21 protein-coding genes are annotated in these 24,768 nt (G+C 65.9%); 8 read left to right on the top strand and 13 right to left on the bottom strand.

The annotated features are described in order from the left end of the window. Positions 1–11: 11 nt before the first annotated feature. Positions 12–305 carry a hypothetical protein gene (locus QNN99_RS15740; protein ID WP_229967836.1) on the bottom strand — a complete coding sequence of 98 codons (294 nt, stop codon included), beginning with the start codon at positions 303–305 and terminating at the stop codon, positions 12–14. A gap of 144 nt (positions 306–449) precedes the next feature. After that, a complete protein-coding gene (locus tag QNN99_RS15745) occupies positions 450–1,046 on the bottom strand; it encodes a LysE/ArgO family amino acid transporter (protein WP_229967998.1) in 597 nt (198 codons plus the stop codon). A gap of 70 nt (positions 1,047–1,116) precedes the next feature. On the opposite strand from QNN99_RS15745, the gene QNN99_RS15750 reads away from it, so the two are divergent. After that, positions 1,117–1,998, top strand: a complete 882-nt coding sequence (locus QNN99_RS15750; RefSeq protein WP_229967838.1) for a LysR family transcriptional regulator ArgP — start codon at positions 1,117–1,119, stop codon at positions 1,996–1,998. Here QNN99_RS15750 and QNN99_RS15755 read toward each other — a convergent pair. Further along, positions 1,995–2,888 carry a Cof-type HAD-IIB family hydrolase gene (locus tag QNN99_RS15755; protein ID WP_229967840.1) on the bottom strand — a complete coding sequence of 298 codons (894 nt, stop codon included), beginning with the start codon at positions 2,886–2,888 and terminating at the stop codon, positions 1,995–1,997. The genes QNN99_RS15750 and QNN99_RS15755 overlap by 4 nt on opposite strands. A gap of 204 nt (positions 2,889–3,092) precedes the next feature. Here QNN99_RS15755 and QNN99_RS15760 point away from each other — a divergent pair, with 204 nt between their 5' ends. Together QNN99_RS15760 and QNN99_RS15765 are read left to right on the top strand one after the other, a co-directional pair. Beyond that, entirely contained in the window at positions 3,093–3,392 is a 300-nt protein-coding gene (locus QNN99_RS15760) for a type II toxin-antitoxin system VapB family antitoxin (protein WP_104055710.1), read from the top strand. Then, complete coding sequence (locus QNN99_RS15765) at positions 3,385–4,068, top strand: LytR C-terminal domain-containing protein (RefSeq protein ID WP_229967842.1); 684 nt, start codon at positions 3,385–3,387, stop codon at positions 4,066–4,068. The genes QNN99_RS15760 and QNN99_RS15765 overlap by 8 nt, the downstream gene beginning before the upstream one ends. A 57-nt stretch (positions 4,069–4,125) precedes the next feature. Here QNN99_RS15765 and QNN99_RS15770 read toward each other — a convergent pair whose 3' ends face one another. The 4 genes from QNN99_RS15770 to aceA all read right to left on the bottom strand — a co-directional run bounded on the left by QNN99_RS15770 (position 4,126) and on the right by aceA (position 9,571). Beyond that, entirely contained in the window at positions 4,126–4,839 is a 714-nt protein-coding gene (locus QNN99_RS15770; RefSeq protein ID WP_229967844.1) for a DsbA family oxidoreductase, read from the bottom strand. A 12-nt stretch (positions 4,840–4,851) separates the two neighbouring features. Further along, a complete protein-coding gene (locus tag QNN99_RS15775; RefSeq protein WP_229967846.1) occupies positions 4,852–6,327 on the bottom strand; it encodes an amino acid permease in 1,476 nt (491 codons plus the stop codon). Between the two features lie 145 nt (positions 6,328–6,472). Next, entirely contained in the window at positions 6,473–8,104 is a 1,632-nt protein-coding gene (gene aceB, locus QNN99_RS15780; RefSeq protein ID WP_229967848.1) for a malate synthase A, read from the bottom strand. A gap of 153 nt (positions 8,105–8,257) precedes the next feature. Then, complete coding sequence (gene aceA, locus QNN99_RS15785) at positions 8,258–9,571, bottom strand: isocitrate lyase (RefSeq protein ID WP_229967850.1); 1,314 nt, start codon at positions 9,569–9,571, stop codon at positions 8,258–8,260. A 148-nt stretch (positions 9,572–9,719) separates the two neighbouring features. Between aceA and QNN99_RS15790 the strand changes: the two genes are divergently transcribed. Beyond that, positions 9,720–11,219, top strand: a complete 1,500-nt coding sequence (locus tag QNN99_RS15790) for a helix-turn-helix domain-containing protein (RefSeq protein ID WP_442860544.1) — start codon at positions 9,720–9,722, stop codon at positions 11,217–11,219. A gap of 31 nt (positions 11,220–11,250) precedes the next feature. After that, on the top strand, positions 11,251–12,147 hold the full coding sequence (locus QNN99_RS15795) for an Fpg/Nei family DNA glycosylase (RefSeq protein WP_229967852.1): 897 nt from the start codon (positions 11,251–11,253) through the stop codon (positions 12,145–12,147). A gap of 54 nt (positions 12,148–12,201) precedes the next feature. Here QNN99_RS15795 and QNN99_RS15800 read toward each other — a convergent pair whose 3' ends face one another. Beyond that, on the bottom strand, positions 12,202–13,197 hold the full coding sequence (locus tag QNN99_RS15800; RefSeq protein WP_229967854.1) for a hypothetical protein: 996 nt from the start codon (positions 13,195–13,197) through the stop codon (positions 12,202–12,204). A 327-nt stretch (positions 13,198–13,524) separates the two neighbouring features. Continuing rightward, positions 13,525–17,418 (bottom strand): S8 family serine peptidase, encoded by a 3,894-nt coding sequence (locus QNN99_RS15805; RefSeq protein WP_229967856.1) that lies wholly within the window; start codon positions 17,416–17,418, stop codon positions 13,525–13,527. 309 nt (positions 17,419–17,727) lie between these two features. Here QNN99_RS15805 and QNN99_RS15810 point away from each other — a divergent pair, with 309 nt between their 5' ends. Both QNN99_RS15810 and QNN99_RS15815 read left to right on the top strand, forming a co-directional pair. Continuing rightward, positions 17,728–18,711 (top strand): glycosyltransferase family 2 protein, encoded by a 984-nt coding sequence (locus QNN99_RS15810; RefSeq protein WP_284016121.1) that lies wholly within the window; start codon positions 17,728–17,730, stop codon positions 18,709–18,711. After that, a complete protein-coding gene (locus tag QNN99_RS15815) occupies positions 18,708–20,222 on the top strand; it encodes a polysaccharide pyruvyl transferase family protein (RefSeq protein ID WP_229967861.1) in 1,515 nt (504 codons plus the stop codon). Before QNN99_RS15810 ends, QNN99_RS15815 begins: the two co-directional genes overlap by 4 nt. 129 nt (positions 20,223–20,351) lie before the next feature. Here QNN99_RS15815 and thiD read toward each other — a convergent pair whose 3' ends face one another. From thiD to QNN99_RS15830, 3 genes are all read right to left on the bottom strand, one after another. Next, a complete protein-coding gene (gene thiD / locus QNN99_RS15820; RefSeq protein ID WP_229967863.1) occupies positions 20,352–21,197 on the bottom strand; it encodes a bifunctional hydroxymethylpyrimidine kinase/phosphomethylpyrimidine kinase in 846 nt (281 codons plus the stop codon). A 94-nt stretch (positions 21,198–21,291) separates the two neighbouring features. Then, the gene (locus QNN99_RS15825) at positions 21,292–21,756 is read right to left on the bottom strand and encodes a hypothetical protein (protein WP_229967865.1); all 465 of its coding nucleotides are present in this window, start codon (positions 21,754–21,756) and stop codon (positions 21,292–21,294) included. After that, the gene (locus QNN99_RS15830) at positions 21,749–22,429 is read right to left on the bottom strand and encodes a TetR/AcrR family transcriptional regulator (RefSeq protein WP_229967867.1); all 681 of its coding nucleotides are present in this window, start codon (positions 22,427–22,429) and stop codon (positions 21,749–21,751) included. The genes QNN99_RS15825 and QNN99_RS15830 overlap by 8 nt, the downstream gene beginning before the upstream one ends. Before the next feature lie 213 nt (positions 22,430–22,642). Here QNN99_RS15830 and QNN99_RS15835 point away from each other — a divergent pair, with 213 nt between their 5' ends. Further along, complete coding sequence (locus QNN99_RS15835) at positions 22,643–23,380, top strand: queuosine precursor transporter (RefSeq protein WP_229967869.1); 738 nt, start codon at positions 22,643–22,645, stop codon at positions 23,378–23,380. On the opposite strand, the gene tgt is transcribed toward QNN99_RS15835, so the two are convergent. Beyond that, positions 23,377–24,651 (bottom strand): tRNA guanosine(34) transglycosylase Tgt, encoded by a 1,275-nt coding sequence (gene tgt, locus QNN99_RS15840; RefSeq protein WP_229967871.1) that lies wholly within the window; start codon positions 24,649–24,651, stop codon positions 23,377–23,379. The two genes, QNN99_RS15835 and tgt, sit on opposite strands and share 4 nt — an antisense overlap. Between the last annotated feature and the right edge of the window lie 117 nt (positions 24,652–24,768).

Below are 24,768 nucleotides of genomic sequence, written 5' to 3' on the forward strand. Positions count from 1 at the left end.
GCGGCGGCGGCCTAGGCTTTGGCCGGATCCTTCCCGAAGTAGTAGGCAAGGAAGAAGCTCATGGCGAGGGCGCCGGACACCACCGAGGCACGTTCTCGGTAGCCTGCCGCCGGCCGGCCCAGCAGGGCGGCGCCGCCGGCAGCGTTCAGGGCGCTCCACGCCGCGTTCGCGAGGGGGCTGGACAGACCGACGCCCGGCGGATTGGCAAACGGGGTGGGAAACGGAGTGCCCTGAACGGCGCTGACCCCGTGCGGCACTGCGTTGGCAAGGAGTACTCCGGCAAGGAATTTGGTGGCGAGGCTCATGAGGGTGGCGGTGTCCTGTCGGCAGTGGCCTGGCGGCGGGTCAAACGGGTCCGGGCCAGTGTAGGGGCGAACAGGCGGGCCTGTACAGAGGTTTTACGGCGCGACAGAAGCTTCGCGGCGCGGGGGTTCACGCTTGCCGGCGCGTCAGCCCAGGACCAGTTTTACCGCCAGCGCCAGCATCACGACTCCGATCAGCAGGTCCAGCACCTGCCAGGTGCGCGGCCGGCTCAGGGCTCCGGACAGGGCGCGGGCTCCGTAGCCGAGACCGGAGAACCAGAGGATGCTGCCGAGAACGGCCCCGGCAGCGAAAATCCAGCGTGCCGCCTCACCGTACTGGTTGGCCAGGCTGCCCAGCAGGACCACGGTGTCCAGGTAGACGTGCGGGTTAAGGAAGGTCAGTGCCAGCGTGGTGCTGATGACCGATCCGCGGGAACGCGGAGCCTGCCCGGTCAGCACGGAAGGTTTCAGCGCGGACATGAAGGACCTGACTGCGAACCAGGCCAGGTACACCGCGCCGCCCCAGCGCAGGATATCGAGAACCTGCGGGAAGCGGTCAACTAGGGTGCCGATACCCGCGGTACCGGCCAGGATCAGGACGGCGTCACTCGCCGCGCATAACACCACCACCGCGGCGACGTGTTCGCGGCGGATGCCCTGCCGCAGGACAAACGCGTTCTGCGCCCCGATGGCCACGATCAGTCCCAGTCCGGTCAGCAGTCCGGTACCCCAAATGCTCCACATGGCTTCGACGCTAGTTCCCGGCCCTGATGCAGGCAAACGAAAGATTGTGCGCATGCATTAGATTTTCTTCATGAACTTTGATCATCTGCGGGCCTTGGCCGCCGTCATCGACGAGGGCACCTTCGAGGCGGCCGCGGACCGGCTGCACATCAGTCCGTCCGCCGTGAGCCAACGCATCAAGGCGCTGGAGAAGTCAGTGGGACAGGTTGTGGTGCGCCGCGCCGCGCCCTGCACACCCACCGACGCCGGGTCGGCGCTGCTGCGGCTGGCCCGGCAGGTGCAGCTGCTGGAGTCCGAGGCCCGGGAAGCCCTGGGTGCGGGGTCCGCGGGGCCGACCGCCACGCCCGTGGCCGTGAACGCCGATTCGCTGGCCACCTGGTTCCTGCCGGTGCTCGCGGATGCGGCGGGCTGGGCGGATACCACCCTCGACCTGCATGTGGAGGACCAGGATCACAGCAGCCGGCTGCTGCGGCAGGGCGATGTGCTGGGAGCGGTGACCGCGGACCCGGTGCCGGTGAGCGGGTGCCGGGCCGTGCGGCTCGGAGCCATGCGTTACGTCCCCGCCGCCGCCCCCGGGCTGCGGGACCGGTTTGCCGGGGGCGCCGGCCCGGACTGGAGTGCCATGCCGGTGCTGCAGTTCAACTCGAAGGACAATTTGCAGCGCAGCTTCCTTGCATCCCACGGTGTGGCCGGCTTTCCGCCGATGCACACGGTCCCCTCCTCTGAGGCCTTCATGGCTGCCGTGCGGGCCGGGCTGGGCTGGGGAATGGTCCCGGAGCTCCAGGTCGGATCCGACTTCGACGACGGGCGGCTGGTGCTGCTCGATGCCCACGCGCACCACGACGTCGAGTTGTACTGGCAGTCCTGGACCCTTCAGTCCGAGCGCCTGGTCCGGCTGACCGCGGCCGTGCGCCGGGCAAGCCGGCAACTGCTTCGCCAGCCGCCGAGCTAGCTCACGCCGTCGTCGTTCACTGCCTCGCCGGCGGCCATGGCGGCCCAGCGCGCGAAATAGGCTCCGCCGGCATCTTCGTGGATGCGGTCCCCGGCGGTCAGCACCGGATAGGGCTTGGACGGAACACCGTCCGCCGGGCGGACGTCAACGTGCGCGACGTCGTACCCCAGAGCATGCAGCTCATCCGCCATGGCGTAATCCGTCCGGGAATCCCCGACGGTGCGCCAGATGTGCGGAACCTCGGTTCCGGCGTCCTGCAGCAGGGACAGGGCACGCCGGGCACCGAGGTCCTTGCCGACGCCCAGGGCTTCGATGTCGGTGGAAATGATGGTGGGATCAATCCGGTAGTCGATCGAGTCGTCGCTGTCCGGTGCGTGGTGATCCAGCCGGCACACGCCCAGGTCGGACTTCCGCATCAGAGCCAGGGCATCGGCGTCGAAGTCCTGCTGCTCCCGGAGATATTCGGCGTTGGCGACCTCCACGTGCTGTTCAACGGACACCATGGCGCGCTTGGTTTCGTCGTAGAACATGTGGCCGCGGTACTTGGAAGCAACCAGCTCCCGGACGGCGTCGGCGTAGGCCTGGGGGAGGGCGAGGGCGGAATCCACCCGGGGCTCACCGGGTCCGGCGCCGGTGAAGGAGAACCAGACGGCACCCTTTTCGCAGACGGCGTGCAGGGTGGTCTCCGCGGACAGCCCGGCGGCGATCATTGGTTCCATCACCTGCTTGCGGATGAAGTCATCGGACCGGCCGGTGTTGAAGATGACGGGCCAGCCTGCCGATGCCAGCTGCACGAGGTGCGCAATGATGCCCGGAGGCACCGAGCGGGAAACCGGGCTGGCCACCGGGCCGTCGACGTCGAGCAGCAGGCCAAAGCGGGGAGAAGTCACAGGGCCAGTATTCCACTGAACGCGGCCTGCCCGAAAACCGCCTGCCGCCCGACCGGCAGCGCATTTGCACAGGTCGGAGGGCCATGCGGGTGTCCGGGACGCCGCTGCGGCGGCGCTGTGGCCGTGGCCGTAATGTAACGGAAAGCGGACGCCCCGCCGAGGCCCGCTGTTTCAAAGGGTGCGGATCTTCTTTAGTCTGTATAAGTGATCTTCAAAGCTGTTGGCGACGGACGCCCCTACCCTGACCATGGATACGTAACACCCAAGGATTGGGCAGCGGTACCTCCCCGGCAGGTGCGGCTCGACGAGTTGGTGACCACCAAAAGCACCCTCGATCTTGGCGCACTGCTGGCCGAGGACTCCACCTTCTTCGGAGATCTTTTCCCGCATGTCGTGCAATGGAGGGACACCATGTACCTGGAAGACGGACTGCACCGGGCCGTTCGGACGGCCCTGCACCAGCGAACCATCCTTCATGCACGCGTCCTGGTGATTGATGACTGACCAGCCTCCGGCGGTACGCCACCGGAACCGGACCGCGAAAAGTGATCCCACCGAATGGCACGGCCACCGGATTGTCACTGAAGACGATCTCGGAGCGGTCTTCGATCCCGAGGCCGACGAGGCGGCACGGGCCCGGATCGCCCGCCGCCGGCGCCTGCGGCACCGGATCGTCATCGGATTCCTGGTGTTTCTCCTCCTGCTCGGGGTGCTGTTTGGCGTGGCCGTCCTGAGGGGCTGGATTGTCCTGTCGACGCCCAGCTCGGCGCCGACAGCCTCCACCGAGTGCCCCGCCGGCCCGTTCACCTACCAGCCGCCGGACACGGTGACCGTCAACGTCTTCAATACGACGCCGACGCAGGGGCTGGCAACGCAGGTTTCCGATGCGCTCGCCGAACGCGGATTCCAGCGCGGAACCGTCGGCAACAGCACGGTGAACCGCGAAGGCATGACCGCCATCATCACGTCCGGCCCCAGCGGAGAAGCGGCAGCCTTCACCCTCCAGCAGCAGATCCCGGGAACCCAGTACGTGCAGGACGCCCGGGCGGATGACTCCGTGGATGTTGTGCTCGGCTCCGGATACACGGCACTGGTGCCGGTTGACAAGGTGTCAACCGCCGCTACCGGGCCGATGAGCTGCCCGTGGCAGTCGGAAACGCCGTCTCCGCCGGCCGGCTGAAACTGCTGCCGGCTGTGCCAGCTGGGCTGGCTGCTGCTGAGTTAGCAGCCGGCGGGGTTAGCAGCCCTCGGGGCCGCAGGCCGGTCCGTCCGCCGACGCTGCCGCCGGGGTGACCATCCGGAGCGGTTGCGCTTCCGCCCATGCGGTGTCCAGTGCCTGGGCGAACAGTTCCGCGGGCTGGGCTCCGGAAATGCCGTATTTGCGGTCGATCACGAAGAACGGCACGCCGCTGATGCCCAGGGACCGCGCTTCGGCGAAGTCCCGGTGCACGGCGTCCGTGTACTCATCGGTGGCCAGCACTGCCCGCACCCGCTCGGGATCCAGTCCCACCCTGCTGCCAATTTCCGCCAGCACGTCGGCGCTGCCGGTATCCAGCCCCTGCTCAAAGTGGGCCGACAGCAGGGCCTCCTTGGCGGCGTCGGCCGCAGCGCTCCCCGCCTCGGCCCGGGCCAGATGAATCAGCCGGTGCGCCCGGAAGCTGTTGGCGACCACGAGCTTCCCGAAGTCGTAGTTCAGCCCAACGCCGGCCGCCTGCTCGGTCACCTGCTCCAGCATCCCGGCCAACTGCGCCGGGTCGATCCCCTTGCGTTCGCTCAGGTACTGCACCTCGGTGCCGTCGTAGCGCTCGGGGAGGGAAGGATCAAGCTGGTAGCTGCGCCAGGAGACCTCCACGTCGTCGCGGTGCTCAAAACCGGCCAGCGCGGCTTCGAAGCGGCGCTTTCCGATGTAGCACCAGGGGCAGGCGATGTCAGACCAGATTTCAACCTTCATGCCGGGTGCAACCTAGAAGCGCTGCGGGGCATTCCCGGAGGCCTGCGCGGGACGGGCCGCAGCGGACGGGTCCTCGCCGGCGGTCGGCCAGGGCACGCCCGTCTCGTCGTCCAGTTCGGCCCGGACGCGTCCGTTGCCGCGCACCCAGATCCGGTACGCCACGAAGAGCAGGCCGATCCAGATCATGCCCACCACCAGGGCCACCCGGGTGTCCGGCATGATGCCCAGCAGCACCACGATGAACACCATGAAGGCCAGCGCCGCATAGGACGCGAACGGCCAGAACGGCACCCCAAACTCGGAGGCCGGCAGCCCGCGGCGCTTGATTTCGCGCTTCATGGCGATGTGCGACAGCAGGATCATCAGCCACACCCACACGGTGGCGAAGGTGGCGATCGACGCGATGATCTTGAACAGGTTCTCGGGCAGCAGGGCGTTCAGGACGACGCCGACCAGCAGCACCCCCGCCATGGTGGCAACGGTCATCCAGGGCACGCCGTTGCGGGAGATTTTCGCGAACGACGCCGGTGCCTGGCCCTGCTGCGCCAGCCCGTACAGCATGCGGCCGGCTCCGAAGATGTCGGAGTTGATCGCGGACAGGGCGGCGGTGATCACCACGGCGTTGAGGATGTGGGCCGCCGCGGGGATGCCGAGGGAATCGAAAATCTGCACAAACGGGCTGGTTGCGCCGTCGATGTCCTGCCACGGGAAGATCATCATCAGCACGCCGAGGGCGCAGACGTAGAAGAGCAGGATGCGCACCGGAACGGTGTTGACGGCCGCCGGAATGGCCTTTTTCGGGTTGTCCGCCTCGCCGGCGGTGATGCCCACGGTTTCAATGCCGCCGAAGGCAAACATCACGATGGAGAAGGACGCCAGCAGGCCCCAGAAGCCGTTGGCGAAGAAGCCGCCGGAGCCCAGCATGGTCTCCAGTCCGGGGTTCGCCGTGTCGGGCAGGCCGAAGCCGAACACCACAATGGCGGCGCCGCCCACGATCATGGCGATGATGGCCGCCACCTTGACGATGGACAGCCAGAACTCGGTTTCCCCGAAGACCTTCACCTTCATCAGGTTCAGGGCCGAGATCAGCAGGACGGCGGCGAGGATCCAGATCCAGCGCGGCACGTCGGCGAACCAGAACCCCATGTAAATGCCCAGGGCGGTGACGTCGGCAATGGCAACGATGGCCATTTCGAAGGCGAACGTCCAACCGGTGATGAATCCGGCGAAGGGGCCGAGGTAGCGGCTGGCATACTGCCCGAAGGATCCGGACACCGGGTGCCGCACGGCCATTTCGCCGAGCGCCCGCATGACCAGGAACACAGCGGCTCCGCCGATCATGTACGCCAGCAGGACGGCCGGGCCGGCAGACTGAATCGCCGAGGCGGAGCCGTAGAAGAGGCCGGTGCCGATCGCGGAGCCGAGCGCCATGAACCGGATATGCCGGACATTCAGCCCACGGGCCAAGGCCTGGGTAAAGGAGGACATCTGAGTAAACACACCTTGGAATTGGAGAGGCAAGCCAAACAAGCGGCCTATCCATGTTACGCCGGTGGCGTGTTGCCCATTTGCAGCAGGGCCCGACGCCGTTGCCGGCGCCGGGCCCTGAATCTCGCTTCCGGGGAGGGTTTGGCTAGACGGTTGCGAGCTCCTGCGACTCGTGCAGGAAGCGGGCGTAGGCCGGCACGGTCAGGAAGGTGGGGAAGTGCTCCCCGCACGCCACCTCCTCGAACAGCTCACGGGCGTCGTTGAAGCGGTCGCCGTCGAAGCGCTGCAGGGCGGTGAACTCCTCGTCCACCAGGTGCTCCACCCAGTCGTGGGTGATGATCTCGCCCTCGTCGGTGACCGCCGAGGCGTGGATCCACTGCCAGATCTGGGAACGGGAGATCTCCGCGGTGGCGGCATCCTCCATCAGGTTGTTGATCGCCGCCGCGCCGTTGCCGCGCAGCCACGATTCGATGTAGCGGATGCCCACCTCGATGTTGCTGCGGATGCCGGCCTCCGTGATGATGCCGGGGGTGGAAGCGATGTCCAGCAGGGCCTTCGCGTTGGGAACCACGTCCTCCCGGCTGCGCCCGAGCTGGTTGGGGCGCTCGCCAAGTACGCCGTCGAACACCTCCATGGCCACCGGAACCAGGTCCGGATGGGCCACCCAGGAACCGTCAAAGCCGTCGTGCGCTTCCCGTGTCTTGTCGGCGCGGACCCGCTCCATGGCGACGTCGTTGGCGGCGGCGTCCTTCCGGTTGGGGATGAACGCGGCCATCCCGCCGATGGCGTGCGCGCCGCGGCGGTGGCAGGCCCGCACCAGCTGCTCGGTGTAGGACCGCATGAACGGGGCGGTCATGGTTACCTGGTTCCGGTCCGGCAGCACGAACCGGGGTCCGCGGGTGCGGAAGTTCTTGATCACCGAGAAGATGTAGTCCCAGCGGCCAGCGTTGAGGCCGGCGGCGTGGTCCCGCAGTTCGTAGAGGATTTCCTCCATTTCGAAGGCTGCGGTGATGGTCTCGATCAGCACCGTGGCCCGGATGGTGCCCTGCGGAATGCCGAGCAGATCCTGCGCCAGGACGAATATGTCGTTCCACAGCCGTGCCTCGAGGTGGTTCTCGATCTTCGGCAGGTAGAAGTACGGGCCGCGGCCCTGCGAGATCAGGCGCTGGGCGTTGTGGAAGAAGTACAGGCCGAAGTCCACGATGCCGCCGGCAATCGGGGTGTTGTCCACCAGCATGTGCTTTTCCGGCAGGTGCCAGCCGCGGGGCCGCACCACGATGGTCGGCAGGTCGGACAGCGTGGCGCCCTGCAGCTTGTAGTCCTTGCCCTCGGGCGAGGTGAAGTCGATCCTGCGGTCCAGTGCGTCGCGCAGGTTCAGCTGGCCGTTGATGACGTTGGCCCACGACGGCGTGGAGGAGTCCTCCATGTCGGCCAGCCAGACCCTGGCCCCGGAGTTCAGCGCGTTGATGGTCATTTTCCGGTCCACCGGCCCGGTGATTTCCACCCGGCGGTCTTCCAGGCCGGGGGCCGTGGGCGCCACCCGCCAGGAATCGTCGTCGCGGATGTGCCGGGTTTCGGCGAGGAAGGTCGGGTCTGCCCCGTTGGAGATCTGCTGCCGCCGGGTCTGGCGCTGCTGGAGCAGTTCCTGCCGGCGGCTGGTCGTGGCCCGGTGCAGCGCCTTGACGAAATCCAATGCCTGCGGAGTGAGGATTTCCTCCTGCCGCCGCACAACGGGGGCAGTGAGGGATATTCCGTTCAGGGTGATCGGGTCATTCATGGCGTTCTCCTTCGGGATCTTTCAAGACTGGGGGATGGTGCGGAGGGACCGCCGAGATGGCAGAAACTGCTCTTTTCAGGGCTGGTACGTGCAGTTTCTGCCATCTCGCGGGTGGGTGAGGGGAGGGGGAGGGGGGAATGTGGCGAGTCCGGGTTAGTGGAACTGAGCGGACTCAGTGGACCCGGCCAGGGCCAGGGTGCTGCCGTTCGGGTTCAGTGCCGTGGCGATGGCATCGAAGTAGCCGGTGCCGACCTCGCGCTGGTGCTTCGTGGCGGTGTAGCCGCGGGATTCGGAGGCGAATTCCTTTTCCTGCAGTTCCACGTAGGCGCTCATGCCGTTGCGGGCGTAGCCGTGGGCCAGGTCGAACATCGAGTAGTTCAGGGCGTGGAAGCCGGCCAGGGTGATGAACTGGAACTTGAAGCCCATGGCGCCGAGTTCACGCTGGAACTTGGCGATGGTGTCGTCGTCCAGATGCTTTTTCCAGTTGAACGACGGCGAGCAGTTGTAGGCGAGCATCTGGTCCGGGAACTCCGAGCGCACCGCCTCGGAGAATTTCCGCGCCAGCTCCAGGTCCGGGGTGCCGGTCTCCATCCAGATCAGGTCGGAGTAGGGGGCGTAGGCCTTGGCCCGGGCGATGCAGGGTTCGATGCCGTTGTGGACCTTGTAGAAGCCTTCGGCGGTGCGTACCGGCTTGCCGTCTTCCCGGACAATGAACTCGGCATCGCGCTCGTCGACGTCGGAGGTGATCAGCGTGGCGGCCTCGGCGTCGGTGCGGGCAATGACCACGGTGGGCGTGCCGGCGACGTCGGCTGCCAGGCGTGCAGCGTTCAGGGTGCGGATGTGCTGGGCGGTGGGGATCAGCACCTTCCCGCCCAGGTGGCCGCACTTCTTCTCCGAGGCCAGCTGGTCCTCCCAGTGAACGCCGGCCGCGCCGGCCTGGATCATGGACTTCATCAGCTCGTAGGCGTTCAGCGGGCCGCCGAAGCCTGCCTCCGCGTCGGCGACGATCGGCACCAGGTAGTCCTCGACGGTGGAGATGCCTTCGGCGAACTCGATCTGGTCGGCGCGCAGCAGGGCGTTGTTGATGCGGCGGACCACGGTGGGGACCGAGTTGGCCGGGTACAGGGACTGGTCCGGGTAGGTGTGGCCGGAGTTGTTGGCGTCGGCGGCGACCTGCCAGCCGGAGAGGTAGATGGCCTTCAGTCCGGCCTTGACCTGCTGCACGGCCTGGTTGCCGGTGAGGGCGCCGAGGGCGTTGGTGTAGCCGGTGTCGCCGGCGTTGCGCACCTGGTCCCACAGCTTTTCGGCGCCGCGGCGGGCCAGGGTGTGCTCTTCGGAAACGCGCCCGCGGAGGCGAACGACGTCGTCGGCCGTGTAATCGCGCGTGATGCCGGCCCAGCGTGGATCCGAAGCCCATTCGGAAGTGAGCTGCTCGGCGGTGCGGGCGGTGTTCTGGTCCTGGGTCATTGGAACGTCTCCTTGGAAGTTTTTTCCTGCCTCGCCGGCCGTTTCGACCGGTGAATTCCTGCTGTGTTACCCACTCTGCGGCAAGAACAACCCCCTATCCAGAGGTTTGCTCTGGCAAGAAACGCAGTTCTTCGCATAATCTAAAAATGTGACCGACACAACATGGAACCGGCCCGCTCCGGCAGCGCGCACCCCCGTTCCCGGCTCCGATCTGGAGCGGACCGTGGACGTGATCAGCATGGGCAGGCGCATCCGGCACCTGCGCAAAAGCAAGGGAATGACTCTGGATGACCTCGGTGTTGCCGTCGGCACCGTCGCCTCCCAGCTGTCGCTGATCGAGAACGGCAAGCGCGAACCCAAACTGGGCATGATGCAGTCCCTTGCCGCGGCGCTGGACGTCAGCATTGACCAGTTGCTGGGCTCGGAGCCGCCCAGTCGGCGCGCAGCTCTGGAGATCGAGCTCGAACGGGCCCAGCGGGGACCGCTGTATTCCTCCCTCGGGCTGCCCAAAGTCCGGATCAGCTCACGCCTGCCCACCGATGTGCTCGAGTCCCTGGTGGGGTTGCAGTCCGAGCTGGAACGCCGGCTCAACGAGCAGGTTGCCACGCCCGAGGAGGCCCGTCGGGCCAACGGCGAACTGCGGAAGATGATGCGCGAGCGCAACAACTATTTCCCCGAGTACGAACAGGCCGCGCAGGAGGTGCTGGACTCGGTGGGCCACACCTCCGGGCCGCTTTCCCAGCATGTGATCGCCGACATCGCCGCTCATCTGGGCTTCGCCCTGCACCATGTCGCTGACCTGCCACACTCCACCCGGTCGGTGACGGATTTGAAGAACCGGCGCATTTACCTGACCCAGTCCCAGCGCTCGGACCACGATCCGCGGTCCGTGCTGCTGCAGGCCCTGGGCCACTATGTGCTGGACCACCAGACGCCGCGCAGCTACGGGGAGTTCCTGAGCCAGCGGGTGGCGACCAACTATTTCGCCGCTGCCCTGCTGCTGCCGCAGAACGCCACCGTCGAATTCCTGCAGCGGGCCAAGGCGGCCAAGGAAATCGCCGTCGAGGACATCCGGGACGCCTTTGCCGTCTCCTATGAGACCGCCGCGCACCGGTTCACCAACCTGGCCACCGAACATCTGGGCATTCCCACGCATTTCCAGAAGGTGCATGAGTCAGGCATCGTTTACAAGGCCTACGAGAACGACGGCGTGACGTTTCCGGCCGATCACACCGGAGCCATCGAGGGCCAGCCGATCTGCCGGTACTGGACCTCCCGGGAAGTGTTTTCGGTGCCTGACAAGTTCAGTGCCTTCAACCAGTACACGGACACTCCGGCCGGGACCTACTGGTGCACGGCCCGCACCGAACGCAGCTCCGGCGGGCTGTTCTCGCTGAGCATCGGTGTTCCCTACGCTCATGTGAAGTGGTTCCGCGGGCGGGACACCACCGCCCGGTCGAAGTCCCGCTGTCCCGATCCGGACTGCTGCCGCACCCCGCCCGGGGAACTGGCCTCGGAATGGTCCGGGTTTGCCTGGCCCAGCGCCCGGGCACACTCCCACCTGCTGGCAGCCCTGCCTCCGGGTGCGTTTCCCGGCGTGGACGAGACCGAGGTGTATTCCTTCCTGCGGTCGCACGCGGGGGACTGACCGTAATCCGGCAAACCGTTAGGGTGAGTGCATGCCTGAGATGCCTGAAGTGCAGGGACTCGCCGACTTCCTGCGGGAAAAGCTCCTGCCGCCCGGTGCTCCGCCGGCTGTCATCTCCGATGTGGAGGTGCTCTCCTTCGCCGTGCTGAAAACAGCTGAGGTGCCGCTGGACGTTCTACAAGCCGGACCGGTGTCCGGTGTTGAGCGCCGGGGCAAGTTCATAATCCTCACCGCGGGCGGAGTGCACCTGGTGATGCACCTGGCCAGGGCCGGTTGGCTGCGCTGGTCCGATGCACTGGCCCCCGGTCGCCTGAAACCGGGCAAGGGGCGCATGGCGCTGAGGGTGCGTTTTGCCTCCGGGGGTCCCGACGACGACGGCGGGGTTGCGCCGGGCTTTGACCTGACCGAAGCCGGCACAAAGAAGTCACTGGCGGTCTATCTGGTGAAGGATCCCTTGGACGTTCCGGGCATCGCGCGGCTGGGACCTGAAGCGTTCGACGTCGACTATCCGGCCTTTGCGCAGCTGGTGGCCGCACATCGCGGGCAGATCAAGGGCCTGCTGCGGGACCAGTCGGTGATCGCCGGGATCGGCAATGCGTACAGCGACGAAATTTTGCATGCCGCCCATCTGTCACCGTTCGCCACCGCGGCCAGGCTCACCTCCGAAGAAGTTGAGCGGCTCTACCAGGCGCTGCGGGCCGTCCTCGAGTCAGCCATTGCCAATGCGTCCGGACGTCCGGCCGCGGAGCTGAAGGACTCCAAGCGGCGGGCGATGCGTGTTCATGCCCGCACCGGAGAACCCTGCCCGGTCTGCGGCGACACGGTCCGGGAGGTCTCCTTTGCCGATTCCTCGCTCCAGTACTGCCCCACCTGCCAAACCGGGGGAAAGCTGCTGGCGGACCGGAGGCTGTCCCGGCTCCTGAAGTAGGCCGGCATTCACCAGCGGATGGGACGGCACGGGCTGCGAGCGTGCCGCCGCGGCCTAGCTGAGCGCGACCGGGGCCATTATTGCCGCCACGATCATAAAGACCAGGACCAGCAGCACCGCGCTGCCGCAGAACAGCCACACCCGCCGTTTGGAGCCCCGGGGCGCGTACCAAATCGCTGCGGCGCCGGCCGCCAGCAGTGCGATGCCGACCGGCACGAAAGCCCCCACCTTCGGCCAGGTGTTCATCGGCAGCAGGAGGTTGGCCCCGTACAGGGTCAGGAAGAGCGCCGGAATACCCAGTCCGATCGAGAGCAGGGCAATCAGGAGGTTGAACCGTGCCTGGGCGTCCGCCTCTCGTGAACTCGAGATGCTGGACGCGGCCGAGAGCAGCATGCGGATTGACTCCGACTCCTTTTCCGCTTGCCGGCACATTTCCTGGCACTGCCGCATTGCGGCATCATGGGCCCGCATCCAGGCACGGGTCAGATGCGTGGCGGGAGCGTGTTCGTTGATGAGTGCAGGATCCTGCAGCTTTCGGTAGGCGTGGTAGGCCTCCGAATCGGTCGTGTGAACCCAGAGTCCCTCGCGGGCGGCCTCCCGTGCCTGATCGGCGGCGCGGTTGCAGATGATGTTCAACTGGAGCAGTGCGGCAATGACGTCGGTGTACTGCTCCGATGCATGCGTGTCCTTGCTGGACTGAGCCAGGTACGCTTCCAACGCGTATCGAACTTCGCGGACGGCGCCCATGGTGTTGCGCGAAGACTCGGCGAGCGTCTTCGCCAGACCGGCCGCCATCGGCGTCGGATCGGTTGTTGCCGGGAGTTCGACCCGCGTGCGCAGATGGGCGGCTGTCAGGTGTTCCGTTTCCTCCCGCTGGTCGCCATCTTCGGGGGAGATCAGAGCAAATCCGTGCACCGCGCCGTTTTCGGACCACGCTGCAACGATGGTGGCCTCCAGCGAGACGCCGCCCGGGCACACCGCCACCAGGACGTGGCCCACGACGATGGAGCGTTCCCCCTCAGCTCCGGTGAGAAACAGAAGGGGCGCCACCCGCAGAGCGGCTGATGCAGGCCCGCCCGGTCTGCTGTCGGCGGCCGCGCGCTGAGCCATGTCCCGGTTGGATATGGCTGTGCGCCCAAACCGGGCGCTGACTCGAAGCTCCTCTCCGGTCCGGGTTGCGTCTGTTTCGTTCTCTCGTGCAATCTGGCTCACTGCATCCCCCAAGGTGCGTTTCCATCGTTGTGCCCCACAGTATGTGCAAACCTCGCGGATGCACGCGCAAAAAGAACAGTGGGCCCGGGATTCCTCCCGTGCCCACTGTTCTTCGCTTCTAGCTACTGCTGTTGTTTTTAGCTACTGCGCGTGTTCCCGGAGGAACTAGAAGGAATTGCAGCCGCCGTTGTCGTTGTTGTAGGTGTCCAGGCGGTGGATGAATGCAGCCATCGCTTCACGGGAGACATCTTCCAGCGGGTGGAAGCTGGAATCCGGGTAGCCGGTGGAAACACCGGAGTCCTTCATCCAGGAGATCTCCCGGTGGAACTGATCGGCCGTCGGAACGTCGGTGAACGACGCAGCACCCGGTGCCGTGTAGCCCAGGGCATCCTCGACGGAGCACTGTTCGCCGGCGAACCGGTTCATGAAGGCAGCCATCGCATCGCGCTTCACCGGGGCAAGCGGGCGGAAGGTGCCGTCCGGGTAACCCTTGGAGATCCCTGTTGACGCGAGCCATGAGATTTCCTTGTAGAACTGGTTGTCCGGTGCGATGTCAGTGAAGGCGGAAACATCCGGTGCATCGTAGGCCGGGGAGCCGGCCAGACGGTACAGGAATGCCGCCATGGCATCACGGTTGATGGAACCGGCGGGACGGTAGGTGCCGTCGTCGTAACCCGTGGTCAGGTCCTCGTCAGCCATCCAGTTGATGTCTGCTTCGAACATGGTGCCCGGAACGTCCGGGAAGCGCAGCGGGCCGAGTTCAACCTTGGCCACCTGGTCCTTGACGCCTTCGGCGTTGTGGTGGTGCAGGAACAGTGCCTTGCCTCCGGTGGTGGTGGCCTGACGGTTGACCGCCAGGGTTGCTGCGTCAGCCTCGATGAAGGTCGTGGCATTTTCGGTGCCCGCAGCTCCCTGGAACCACATGGCCGGCTGGGTGACGTTGAAGCCAATCCACTCGGTGGAATCGACAGGAACGGTCTGGCCGGTCTCATCAACATTGAAGTTGTTGTGTGTGGAAACCAGGTACTGGATCGGCGCGGACTTCGTGAGGTCCAGACCGAGGGCAGCGGCGGGGATGGGCAGGGTCACCACATTGGTATCGAAGTTGTTGGTATCAATGCTTCCGTCTGTGCCGTTCACCGGCAGAACACCCAAGGAGTTTCCGAGTGTTCCGTTGACAACCGGGTACATCACGAACACCGACTGGTCCACGCCGGATGCCGACGTCGTCGCGGCCAAGAAGTCCGTTGCACCGTCATTGTTGGTGTCGATTTCAACGGAGATTTGGCTGTTGGCGTTCAGCGAGGCCCAGTTTTCCCAGGTGCTCACGCCAACGTTGAATACCGCGGCGGCCGAGTCACCCTTCGCTGCAGCGAGTGCCGGAACGTTGGAGGAGGCTCCCACGGTCCGCAGATCCAGGGAGTACAGGGAATCGAGGGGCAGATCGCTTGCGCGTTCGCTCTCGGCACCGAGCACCAGCGGCGTCACTGCTGAAACATAGGCTTCGGTGCCTTCGCCCTGGTTCAGGGCACGGCCGCTGAAGGTGGTCAGCGCGGAGAGCGCGGACTCGTCAGCGAACGTGATCTTGGAGCTCGCCTTCATGTTGGAGGTGGGCTTCGGAGCGGAGTAGACCGGCACCCGGAGGGTGGCGGCATCGCTGGTCAGCTGCAGCCGGCCCGAGGCTTCTGCAATGTACTGGCGGACGTTGTTCTGACCTTGGGTCTTCTCCGCGGCGGGGTCGATCGTCTTGGCCAGCGCCGCGGGATCCGCGATGCTGAGCGTGACCGGGACGGTCGCCTTGCCGTTGGCCGGAACGGAAATCGGTCCGGTTGCGGTGGTGATGGTGACGCCGGGAACCTTCGTGGCGGCCAGGTACTCGGCCGTGAAGATCTGCTGGGAATCACCCTTGTTCTCCACGGTGACCGAGCGGGTGAGCTCGATCGGCTGGGTGCCGAGTTCCAGGACGCCGAAGTTCACCGACGTGAGTCGGGGGTTCTCGGAATCGTAGGCCAGGACCTGGGTCTCGAGGGCGTCCAATGCATCGACGCGTCCCGAACCAACGCGGTTCGGGCCGTACACGACGCCGTCGGCCGTCAGCAGGTCGTGGGTGGCGGTGTTCATGATGATCGACTTGACCTCGTACGGGTTCAGGTCGGTCTCAGCAATCACCAGGGCGGCGATGCCGGCAACGTTCGGAGCCGCCATCGAGGTTCCGCTCTTGATGGAAGCGCCGGTGCCGGTGCCCACCTGGGCGGACTTGATCTGCGTGCCCGGAGCGGCGACGTCGGGCTTGATGACGCCGTTGGAGCCGTGGACGCCGCGCGAGGAGCTGGGATTCAGGGTGTCCAGTGCGCCGGATTCTCCGGTGACCGCACCCACCAAATCGGTGGCGAGCTGAATTTCGAGCGTGCCTGCCTCGGCTGCGGTGCGCAGTTCTTTGGAAGAGTTTGCGGTGAGCTGGATTCCGGGGATCAGCGCGTTGCCGCCAACACCGGCGTCAAAGCCATTGAGAGTGGAGTCGACGACGACGCCGGCGTAGCCGGCCTTGGCCGCGTTGTCCCAGCGGACCAGGGAACCGCATTCACGGCTGGCGGAGTCATCCCAGGAGAGCCAAACCCACTTGCCGGCGTTGTCGGCGGCGGCATCGAGCGGTGCGCACCCGTCGGAGTTGTCACCGTCCGGTCCCATGACAACAGTGCCGGTCAGCGCCTCGGCCGGTGCAGCGGCGTAGTTGAAGCTGGCCGTGTACTGGCCGGACGCCTCGCCTGCCGTGGGAGCCAGGACGTTCGCAGCGTCCAGGGTGGTCTGCGAACCGACGCTGTTGGCCACGGTCAGCGCTGTTTCGGCGCTGCCCGGCGAACCGCCGATGTCGTAGATGTCGCCGGAGTTTCCGGAGGAAACCACTGACAGGATGCCCTGCGCCGTCAGCGCGTTGACAATGTCGTTTTCCGGATCGTCGTAGGCCGGGAAGCTGGAGCCCAGGGACATGTTCACAACCTGGGCGCGGTCGCTGAAGTCGCCGTCGCCGTTCGGGTCCAGAACGTAGTCCAGAGCCTGGCCGACAACCTCGGAGGAACCATCACAGCCGAACACGCGGACACTGACGATCTTGGCTTCGGGGGCCGTTCCCGGGCCGATGCCCATCTTGTTGACGTCATCGGCGGTCAGGGCCGAGTAATCACCCGTGAAGGTGGTGCCGTCGGCGTTGGTGCCGTACCCGGCGGCCGTGCCGGCAACATGCGATCCGTGGCTCTGGCAGTCCAGCGGATTCGCGTCCGGCTTGGGGATCGGGTTGTACAGCTCCCCGGCGGTCGAATCCGCGTTGTAGGCGTCGCCCACAAGGTCCCAGCCGCCCGCGAACTTCTCCGGGTCGTAAAGACCCGAATCCGCGGCCGGCATCTCATCGGAGGCCTGCGCCTGGGCAAACGCCTCCAGGGTTCCGGGACCGCCGAAATCGGCGTGGGTGTAGTCCACGCCGGTGTCGAGGACGGCGATGGTGACGCCCTCTCCGGTCTGGTCCCGCTGAGTCCAGGAGTCCAAGGCCCGGACATCGATATCCCCGCCCTTGTTCTCGTGGGTCTTGGGGACGATGCCGGTGATTTTTGCAACGTCGCCCCGGGCGGCCAACGCCCTGATGGCCTCAGCGTCTCCGTTGATGGCAACGCCCGGAACGGTGTTGGTGGTGGTGTAGATAATGCTGGATGAAGCCTGTGCTGCAACTTCCGCAGCCTGCGCCTCGATCGCGGAGCGGATCTCCTGGACCTGGGGAGCTCTGTTCTGCGGCGCAGCAAGTCCGTCACGAACTTCCTGCGGCTGCGTCTGCTCAAAGGCGCCCTTGCCGGTGAACTGGACGAACACTGAGACTGGGCCCTGCTTCTTCTTCAAGTCTGCCGAGACCTTGAGGTCCGGAGTTGCCCGGGCCAGTCCCTGCGCAGTTGGATCCCCCTGCGGATTCCCCTCCACGGCCGAAGCCGGGGTCCACATGCTGGAGACCAGAGCCAGGCCGGCAAGTGTTGCCAGTGCAGCCTTTCCTGATCTCCGATGGTTTGGATTGTTCATACTTCTCCTTATTAAAAGAGGATGCCGGAATCTGGGATCCGAGATCTTTTGATTTCGAATCCCACGGACCGAGACCAGGCAATGAGGTATCGAGTAATAGTGGATCTGGGTAGTTCCGCGATTTTTCGGTCAGAATTCAATCGGGGCGCTACCTGTACTTTTGTTCCTCCATAAACGGATGTCAACAGTAAAGGTCGCCCTTTTACGGGCCGGGCGTGTCGCCGTCCGCCGCCGGGCAAATCGGCGCCGCCTTCGGCTGCCGGTATCGTGTGAAGTGAAGTGGAGCCAAACCCCGGGAGCCAAGTGTCAGTGCAAGCACCATCGTCCGTAGCAGTCATTGTTCGAACCAAGGATCGGCCGCGGTTCTTGGAACGGGCGTTGAACGACATCTTCGCCCAGACTTACCGTCGGTTCCGGGTGGTTATCGTCAACGACGGGGGTCTGCCGGAATCGATTAAGGGTGTGGTTGGCCGCCTGCCGGAAACGGTCCGGGAACAGATCACAGTGGTGCACCATGAGCGGAGCAGGGGCATGGAAGCAGCCTCCAATGCCGGCATCCGGAGCTGTGACTCTGAGTACATAGCCATCCATGACGACGATGATCTTTGGCATCCCGAATTTCTGCAGCGGACGGTCAGCCATCTCGACAATTACTCCGACGCGGGGGTTGTCGTCCGGACGAATATACGCTACGAAGAAATTGTCGGTGATGAAATCCGGGAGACGGGTTCCGAGCCTTTCTGGGGCAATATGCAGCAGATATCGCTGGGGGAGATGCTGCAGATTAACCGGGCCGTCCCCATTTCCTTCCTCTACCGCCGTTCCCTTCATGAGGAACTGGGCTACTTCGACGAAAAACTTGACGTCTGCGGGGATTGGGAATTCAACATCCGGATACTGGCGCGCCACACGATCGGTTTCCTCGACGGACAACCGCTGGCGTTCTGGAGCCAGCGGCCCGCTGCCAGTGGTGCCGACGCCAACAGCATCTTCGACAAGGAAGAGGACCACCGGCGTTTCGATCGCCGCGTCCGGGACCAGTACCTGCGGAAGGACTTGGCCGCAGGCGGCATGGGAATGCTCCTGGAGGTCGGCCGCATGATGGACGACCAGGAACGGCTGCTGCTGGAAAACCGCAGGCAGCTGGACGCGATGCAGACGCACCTCAATGAGGCTCTCCGCCGGCTTGAGGACACGGTCACCCGCAGGACCAGTTTCAGCGGCATCCTGCGCCGGGGAGGCACCGCGGCCGAGATGTTCCGGGGCGCCCTGCGCGGAAAGTCCCGCAAGTGAGCGCACGCATTGCCGTCCTTGCCGATCTCGGCCAAGACGTCTACCATGCCGGTGACGAAGCCATGGGCCATGCCGCAGCGGACGAGCTGCACAGCCGCGGCCTGCAGGTGCTTCTCCTCTCCCGCAACCCGGCACAGACCGAGCAGCTGTTCGGATTCCCGGCCGCCGCGACGCTGCCCTTCCCCTGGCCCCCCGCTGAGCGGGAGGCCCGCCTGCAGCGGATACGCGGGCACTTGTCGGGCGCATCCGAGTTGCCGGCTGGAGACCCGGCCCTCGCCCTGATCGGCGAACTGTCCAAGTGCGACGGCGTCCTGATTGCCGGCGGCGGCAACCTGAACTCGCGGTACGGCTGGCTGCTCTACGAGCGGGCGGCCGTCGTTGCGGTCGCGCGTGCCCTGGGAAAGCCGGTGGTTATTTCCGGCCAGACCCTCGGTCCGCAGCTGACGGCTGCGGACGCCGTCGTCCTGGCCGAGATGCTCGAGGCGGCGGACCTGAGCTCCATGCGGGAACCGGCCTCCACGCAGCTGGCCCGCAGCCTGGGCGCCACTCCGGTGGCGGGCCTGGACGACGCGTCGTTCCTGTCGGCGGAGAATCTGCGGGACAACCTGCCGGACAACCTGCCGGACAATCTGGCGGAGAACCTGCCGGAGCACGGGTACGTGGCCGTCACGGTTTCGCCGTTTTCGGGTGCCTCAGTCGACTTTTCCGAGCGAATTGCTTCGCAGCTTGATGCCCTGCACGGGCAGACCGGATTGCCGGCGGTGTTTATTCCGCACATGGGTATCGGCGCGGAGCATGGCTGGGACAGGGAATCGCATGCCCGCATCGCCGAAGCCATGAGCACGCCGTCGCGGCAGCTGCCGGTCCTCACGGCCCGGCAGGCGGCAGCGGTCACCGCAGGCGCCGCGCTCGTCCTGACTTCGCGCTACCATCCTGCGGTGTTCGCGCTTTCGGCCGGGGTTCCGGTTCTCGGCCTGGCAGTGGACACCTACAGCGGAGTCCGGCTGGCGGGGGCAATGGGCAACTGGGGCTTGGCGGACTTCGTCCTGCCGCTTCCCGCACTGGAAGACGGGCTGCTGGGTCCGGCGCTCACGGAAACCTGGCAGCGCCGCGCTGAAATCTCCGGCCACCTGGCAGCGGCCCGGCCGTCCCGCGAAGCCTCGGCTCGGTTGTGGTGGGACGCGGCCGCCGCGGTTTTCGCGGCGCAGTCGTCCGCCGGCTCCGATCTGCCGCCGGCATCCCGTTCCGCAGCCGACCTGCCGCCCGCGCAGCGGTTCCGTGCCGGTGGTCCGTGGCTGGCCTCAGCCGAAAAAGCCGCAACCGGATTTTACGCGGGGTCGCGTTTGGCAGGGCAGGCCGGCGTGGAGGAGGACCGGCTCCGGTCCTACCTGGAGCGGCAGGGCCGGGAGCTCGAGGCTCTGCAGACCGAACATCAGCGGCTCCTGTCCTCGAAGACGGTCAGGAGTGCGCTCTCCCTGCACCGGGGCTGCGCGAAACTGCTTCACCGCTAAACCTCCACCGCTAAACCTCCACCGCTAAACTCCTGCGCCAGAACCTCCACCGCTAAACCTCCGCGAGGCGAACCCGCCGGGCACAAGCCTGCCGGGTTCGCCGCGAAGAGCGCCTAGAGCGAAGAGCGCTTAGAGGGCAGGTCCGCTGCCCGCGTTGCCCTGCCACAGGGCATCAAACGGGGTGTGCGAGGAGACCCGGTTGCGGATGCCCTCGGTGACGAAGGCCTTGGCCGTCTTGGCGGCTTCCAGCGGAGTGGCGCCCTTGGCGAGCTCGGCGGTGATCGCCGCGGCAAGGGTGCAGCCGGCGCCGCTGACGGCGACGTCGCCCACCTTCGGTGCGCGGAGCACCTCCATGGTCTCGCCGTCGAAGAAAACATCGACGGCGTCATCGCCGGCCAACCGCACTCCGCCCTTGGCGAGAACGACAGCGCCGGAGGCTTCGTGGATCCGGCGCGCCGCTTCCTGCAAGTCCTCCACACTTTCGATGGCGTCCATGCCGGACAGGGACATCGACTCGAAGTGGTTGGGGGTGACGAAGGTTGCCAGCGGCAGGATCTGTGCCTTGAGGGCCCGGTCGGTGTCGAGAGCGGCGCCCGGCTCCTGGCCCTTGCAGATCAGGACCGGGTCCAGGACGAGGTTGGTCCACTCCTGGCTCTGGAGGGCCTTGGCGACGGTGTCGATGGTGGCCGGCGTTCCCAGCATGCCGATCTTGACGGTCGTCAGGTCGTAGGCGGACTGGATGGCTTCGAGCTGGTCGCTGATGACCTGGGCCTCAACGGGCACAAAGCGGTGGTTCCAGTTGTCCTGCGGATCGAACGAGACGATGCAGGTCAGGGCGGCGATCCCGTAGGTTCCAAGCTCCTGGAACGTTTTCAGGTCAGCCTGTGCGCCGGCACCGCCGGTGGCTTCGGAGCCGGCAATGGTCAGGGTGATGGCCGGAGCAGCGGTCCCGGCGGAGTGTGTGTTAGCAGACATGACTCCATCTTCCACCCAAAACGTTCAACGGTGCCAGCGGCGCTCTGTTGCCGCGTTTCCCGGAAAGTGCGGGTGCGGATGGGCCGGGGGCCGGTCACGGACGGGCGCGGGAAAAACGCCAGATCGCGGCCCGGCCTGCGGCCATCGAGAGGCCGAGGGCCGCACCCATCAGCAGCGGCACCAAAACCGCATGCACGCTCAGCCCGATGATCAGCCAGGCGAGCACGGTGGGCACGAAGAAAAACGCCAGGATGTGAAGGCCCTGGTTGAGGACCCGTCGCAGCGACCAGGCCAGGACAACGGCCACGGGAAGAGCAGTGAAAAGCCCCAGTCCGGCGGCGTAAAACGCGGCGACGACGACGGTCCAGACATAGCCCCAAAAATCCCGCGCCGTTCCCCAGCCCACCGCGGCGGTGGCGATGGATGCCAGCACAAGGCAGGCAACGACATAGCCGAGCGCCGCAGCCAACGGCCCCGGAAACACCCGCGGCTCGGGGTGCGGGGCGTCGGTGGGGGCCAGCAGCGGAGGTGGTGCGACGTCGTCGGCGCTGTCAGTCATCGCGTCTGGCTCCCTGAAATAGGCGGACTACATCCTCCACGATATTGCGGACCACGGGAAGGCGGGAGAGGACGACGAGCTTTGCGGCCAGCGGGGCGACATTGTGCGCGAGTCGGCGGGAGCGCCGCTGTCCGGGCGAGCGGTCATAAATCCAGAACAGTGTCACGCCCATGTGCACCAGCCACAGGAGTTCGGGCAGGTCATCCCGGATGGCCAGCGGCGGCTGCGGCCGCGAGGCCGTGACCGCCTGCCGGAACAGGGCGATCGATTTCGCGCGGCCGATGCCGGCGTCCGCGGAGCCCCGGCGGCCGTGGGGCTCGAGGGCCGACGACGGCGGCAGGGCGGTCCGCAGAAAATGGGCGCCAAAGTCGTGGTACGGAGCCATAATGTCCAAATTGGCCAGCAGAATGAGCCGCAGATGCTCGCCCAGGTTGTGCCCTTCGCGCAGCAGCGGCAGCGCCCGGCTGCGGTGTTCATCCTGAAGGAAGCGGTACAGTTCCGCCACGAGCTCGTCCTTGGACCGGAAGTAGTAGTAGGCGTTGCCGACCGAGACGTCGGCGGCCTCGGCGATGCTGCGCATGGTGGTCTTGGCGTAACCGTGGGTGCGAAAAAGCAGCAGCGCCGAATCGATCAGTAACCGCCGGGTTTGTTCGCTCTTGACCGTCGCGGCCATCATCGATCCCTGTTTCTTCAGATGTCAGCCCGCAGTGGCCGGCCCGCCCGCCAGTACACCACGTTTTTGAACACGTTCAAAAACGTGCGGAGCAGAGTGCCGAGCAGAACGTGGCAGAATTGACGACGGCCCCCACGGGCAGCCCGGTGCAGCGGGCACAGTGCTAATACAGCCGGAGAAGGCTCCGGCGAACCACTACGAAACGGACCCATCATGCACACCCCGACCGGCATCGCTCCGGCATCCGCTCCGTCCTTTGCGGCCCGCGGCAGCTCCCATTACGACATCATTTTGACGCTCATGTGCGTGGTGATCGTCATTTCCAATATCGGGGCCACCAAGGGCGTGGTGCTGGGGCCGATCTTCGGCGACTTCAGCATCGTGACCGACGGCGGCTTCTTCCTCTTTCCCCTGGCCTACATCCTCGGTGACGTCATCAGCGAGGTGTACGGCTTCAAGGCAGCACGGCGCGCCATCTTCACGGGTTTCGCGGTGGCCGCCGTAGCGGCGATCAGTTTTGCCGTCATCATTGCGCTGCCCGGCTTCGACGACGAGTACGGGCAAGCCAAACAGGCGGCCCTGGAACTGGCGCTGGGTCCGGTCTGGCAGATCGTCGCGGCCAGCCTGCTCGGCTTCCTTGCCGGCCAGACCCTCAACTCCTGGGTCCTGGTCAAGATGAAGGAACGGTTCCGGGAACGGGCACTGATTGGCCGGCTGATGGCCTCCACCGGCGTGGGCGAGTTCGCCGACACGCTGATTTTCTGTGCCGTGGCCGCGCCGGTCATCGGAATAACCGACGCAGCCGGCTTCATCAACTACGTCTTGTTCGGCTTCGTGTACAAGACACTCATCGAGTTCCTCTTCGTGCCGGTCACGGCAGTCGTCATCAAGGCCATCAAAAAGCGCGAACCGAGCTATGCGGCGATTTACGCGGCCGCGCCTGCCGGCTAGATCTTGGTGCTGTAGTACTTCCCGAGGGTGTCGGCCTTGAAATCGAAGAAGGAGCCGTCCTCGATGGCCAGCCGGGCGTCGTCGACCAGTTTCACCGTAAAGCGCTCGTTGTGGATCGACACCAGAGTGGACGCCACCATTTCCTTGGCCCGGAACAGGTGGTGGATGTACGCCTTGGTGTAGTGCGCGCAGGCATAGCAGTCGCAGCCCTCCACCAGCGGTGTGAAGTCCTTCTTGAAGCGGGCGTTGGACAGGTTGAACCGTCCGTGCGGGGTGTAGAACGCCGAGGTCCGGGCCACCCGGGTGGGGGAGACACAGTCGAAGGTGTCGGCCCCGTTTTCGATCGCGGTGAAGATGTCGTCCGGTTCCGAGATGCCCAGCAGGTGGCGGGGCTTGTCCTCGGGCAGCTCCTCCGTGCACCAGCGCACGATGGTGCCGAGGTTTTCCTTCTCCAGGGCGCCGCCGATGCCGAACCCGTCAAAGTCCATGGCCCCCAAATCGTGGGAGGCCTTCCGGCGCAGGTCCTCGTACTGGGCGCCCTGCAGCACCCCGAACAGTGCCTGGTACGGCTTGCCGACCCGTTCTTCGGTGAGCCTGCGGTGCTCGTCGATGCAGCGCTGCGCCCACAGGCGGGTCCGCTCCAGGGACATCTCCTGATAGGCGCGCGAGTTCATCAGGGTGGTCAGCTCATCGAAGGCGAACATGATGTCAGCGCCGATCTGGTGCTGGACCTGCATGGAGACCTCGGGGGTGAAGCGGTGCTTGTCGCCGTTGAGGTGGGACTTGAACCACACGCCGTCGTCGTCAATGTGCGCGAGGCGCTCCTTGCCCGGCGCCACGGCGTCGTCCGCACCGGTGGCGTGGGTGGTGCCGTCGGCGTTCATGTTGATGACCTTCTTGAAGCCGGCGCCCAGGCTCATCACCTGGAAGCCGCCGGAATCGGTGAAGGTGGGTCCGGACCAGTTCATGAACTTGCCCAGCCCGCCGGCGGCGTCCAGGACGTCGGGGCCCGGCTGCAGGTACAGGTGGTACGCGTTGGCCAGCAGCGCCTGCGCGCCCAGATCCGCCATCGACTCCGGCAGCACGGCCTTGACCGTCGCCTTGGTTCCTACAGCGATGAACGCCGGTGTGGCGATTTCCCCGTGCGGTGTGGTGATCGTGCCGGTGCGGCCCTGGAATTCACCGCCGTTGGCCTGCGTCTGCTCAGCGGAAGGGGCAGTGGTTTCGCGCAGGCGCTTACCGAGGGCGAAGGAAAATGTTGAGGAGGACACCCCTCCATTTTGCCTTACCGGCCGCCGCGGGTGGTGCGCTGCCCGGCAGCGGCCGGAACGACGCCGGACGCTGGGACGCGCGCCACGTTTTTCCGGACGCGGTTAGCCGCGGGAGTA

It is taken from the genome of Arthrobacter sp. zg.Y820 (assembly GCF_030125555.1).
Classification (GTDB): domain Bacteria; phylum Actinomycetota; class Actinomycetes; order Actinomycetales; family Micrococcaceae; genus Arthrobacter_B.

Bases quoted from the DNA above. Each gene is read 5' to 3' on its own strand.
- QNN99_RS15740 (WP_229967836.1), bottom strand. From the start codon at position 305: ATGAGCCTCGCCACCAAATTCCTTGCCGGAGTACTCCTTGCCAACGCA.
- QNN99_RS15745 (WP_229967998.1), bottom strand. From the start codon at position 1,046: ATGTGGAGCATTTGGGGTACCGGACTGCTGACCGGACTGGGACTGATC.
- QNN99_RS15750 (WP_229967838.1), top strand. From the start codon at position 1,117: ATGAACTTTGATCATCTGCGGGCCTTGGCCGCCGTCATCGACGAGGGC.
- QNN99_RS15765 (WP_229967842.1), top strand. From the start codon at position 3,385: ATGACTGACCAGCCTCCGGCGGTACGCCACCGGAACCGGACCGCGAAA.
- QNN99_RS15770 (WP_229967844.1), bottom strand. From the start codon at position 4,839: ATGAAGGTTGAAATCTGGTCTGACATCGCCTGCCCCTGGTGCTACATC.
- QNN99_RS15775 (WP_229967846.1), bottom strand. From the start codon at position 6,327: ATGTCCTCCTTTACCCAGGCCTTGGCCCGTGGGCTGAATGTCCGGCAT.
- aceB (WP_229967848.1), bottom strand. From the start codon at position 8,104: ATGAATGACCCGATCACCCTGAACGGAATATCCCTCACTGCCCCCGTT.
- aceA (WP_229967850.1), bottom strand. From the start codon at position 9,571: ATGACCCAGGACCAGAACACCGCCCGCACCGCCGAGCAGCTCACTTCC.
- QNN99_RS15795 (WP_229967852.1), top strand. From the start codon at position 11,251: ATGCCTGAGATGCCTGAAGTGCAGGGACTCGCCGACTTCCTGCGGGAA.
- QNN99_RS15805 (WP_229967856.1), bottom strand. From the start codon at position 17,418: ATGAACAATCCAAACCATCGGAGATCAGGAAAGGCTGCACTGGCAACA.
- thiD (WP_229967863.1), bottom strand. From the start codon at position 21,197: ATGTCTGCTAACACACACTCCGCCGGGACCGCTGCTCCGGCCATCACC.
- QNN99_RS15825 (WP_229967865.1), bottom strand. From the start codon at position 21,756: ATGACTGACAGCGCCGACGACGTCGCACCACCTCCGCTGCTGGCCCCC.
- QNN99_RS15830 (WP_229967867.1), bottom strand. From the start codon at position 22,429: ATGGCCGCGACGGTCAAGAGCGAACAAACCCGGCGGTTACTGATCGAT.
- QNN99_RS15835 (WP_229967869.1), top strand. From the start codon at position 22,643: ATGCACACCCCGACCGGCATCGCTCCGGCATCCGCTCCGTCCTTTGCG.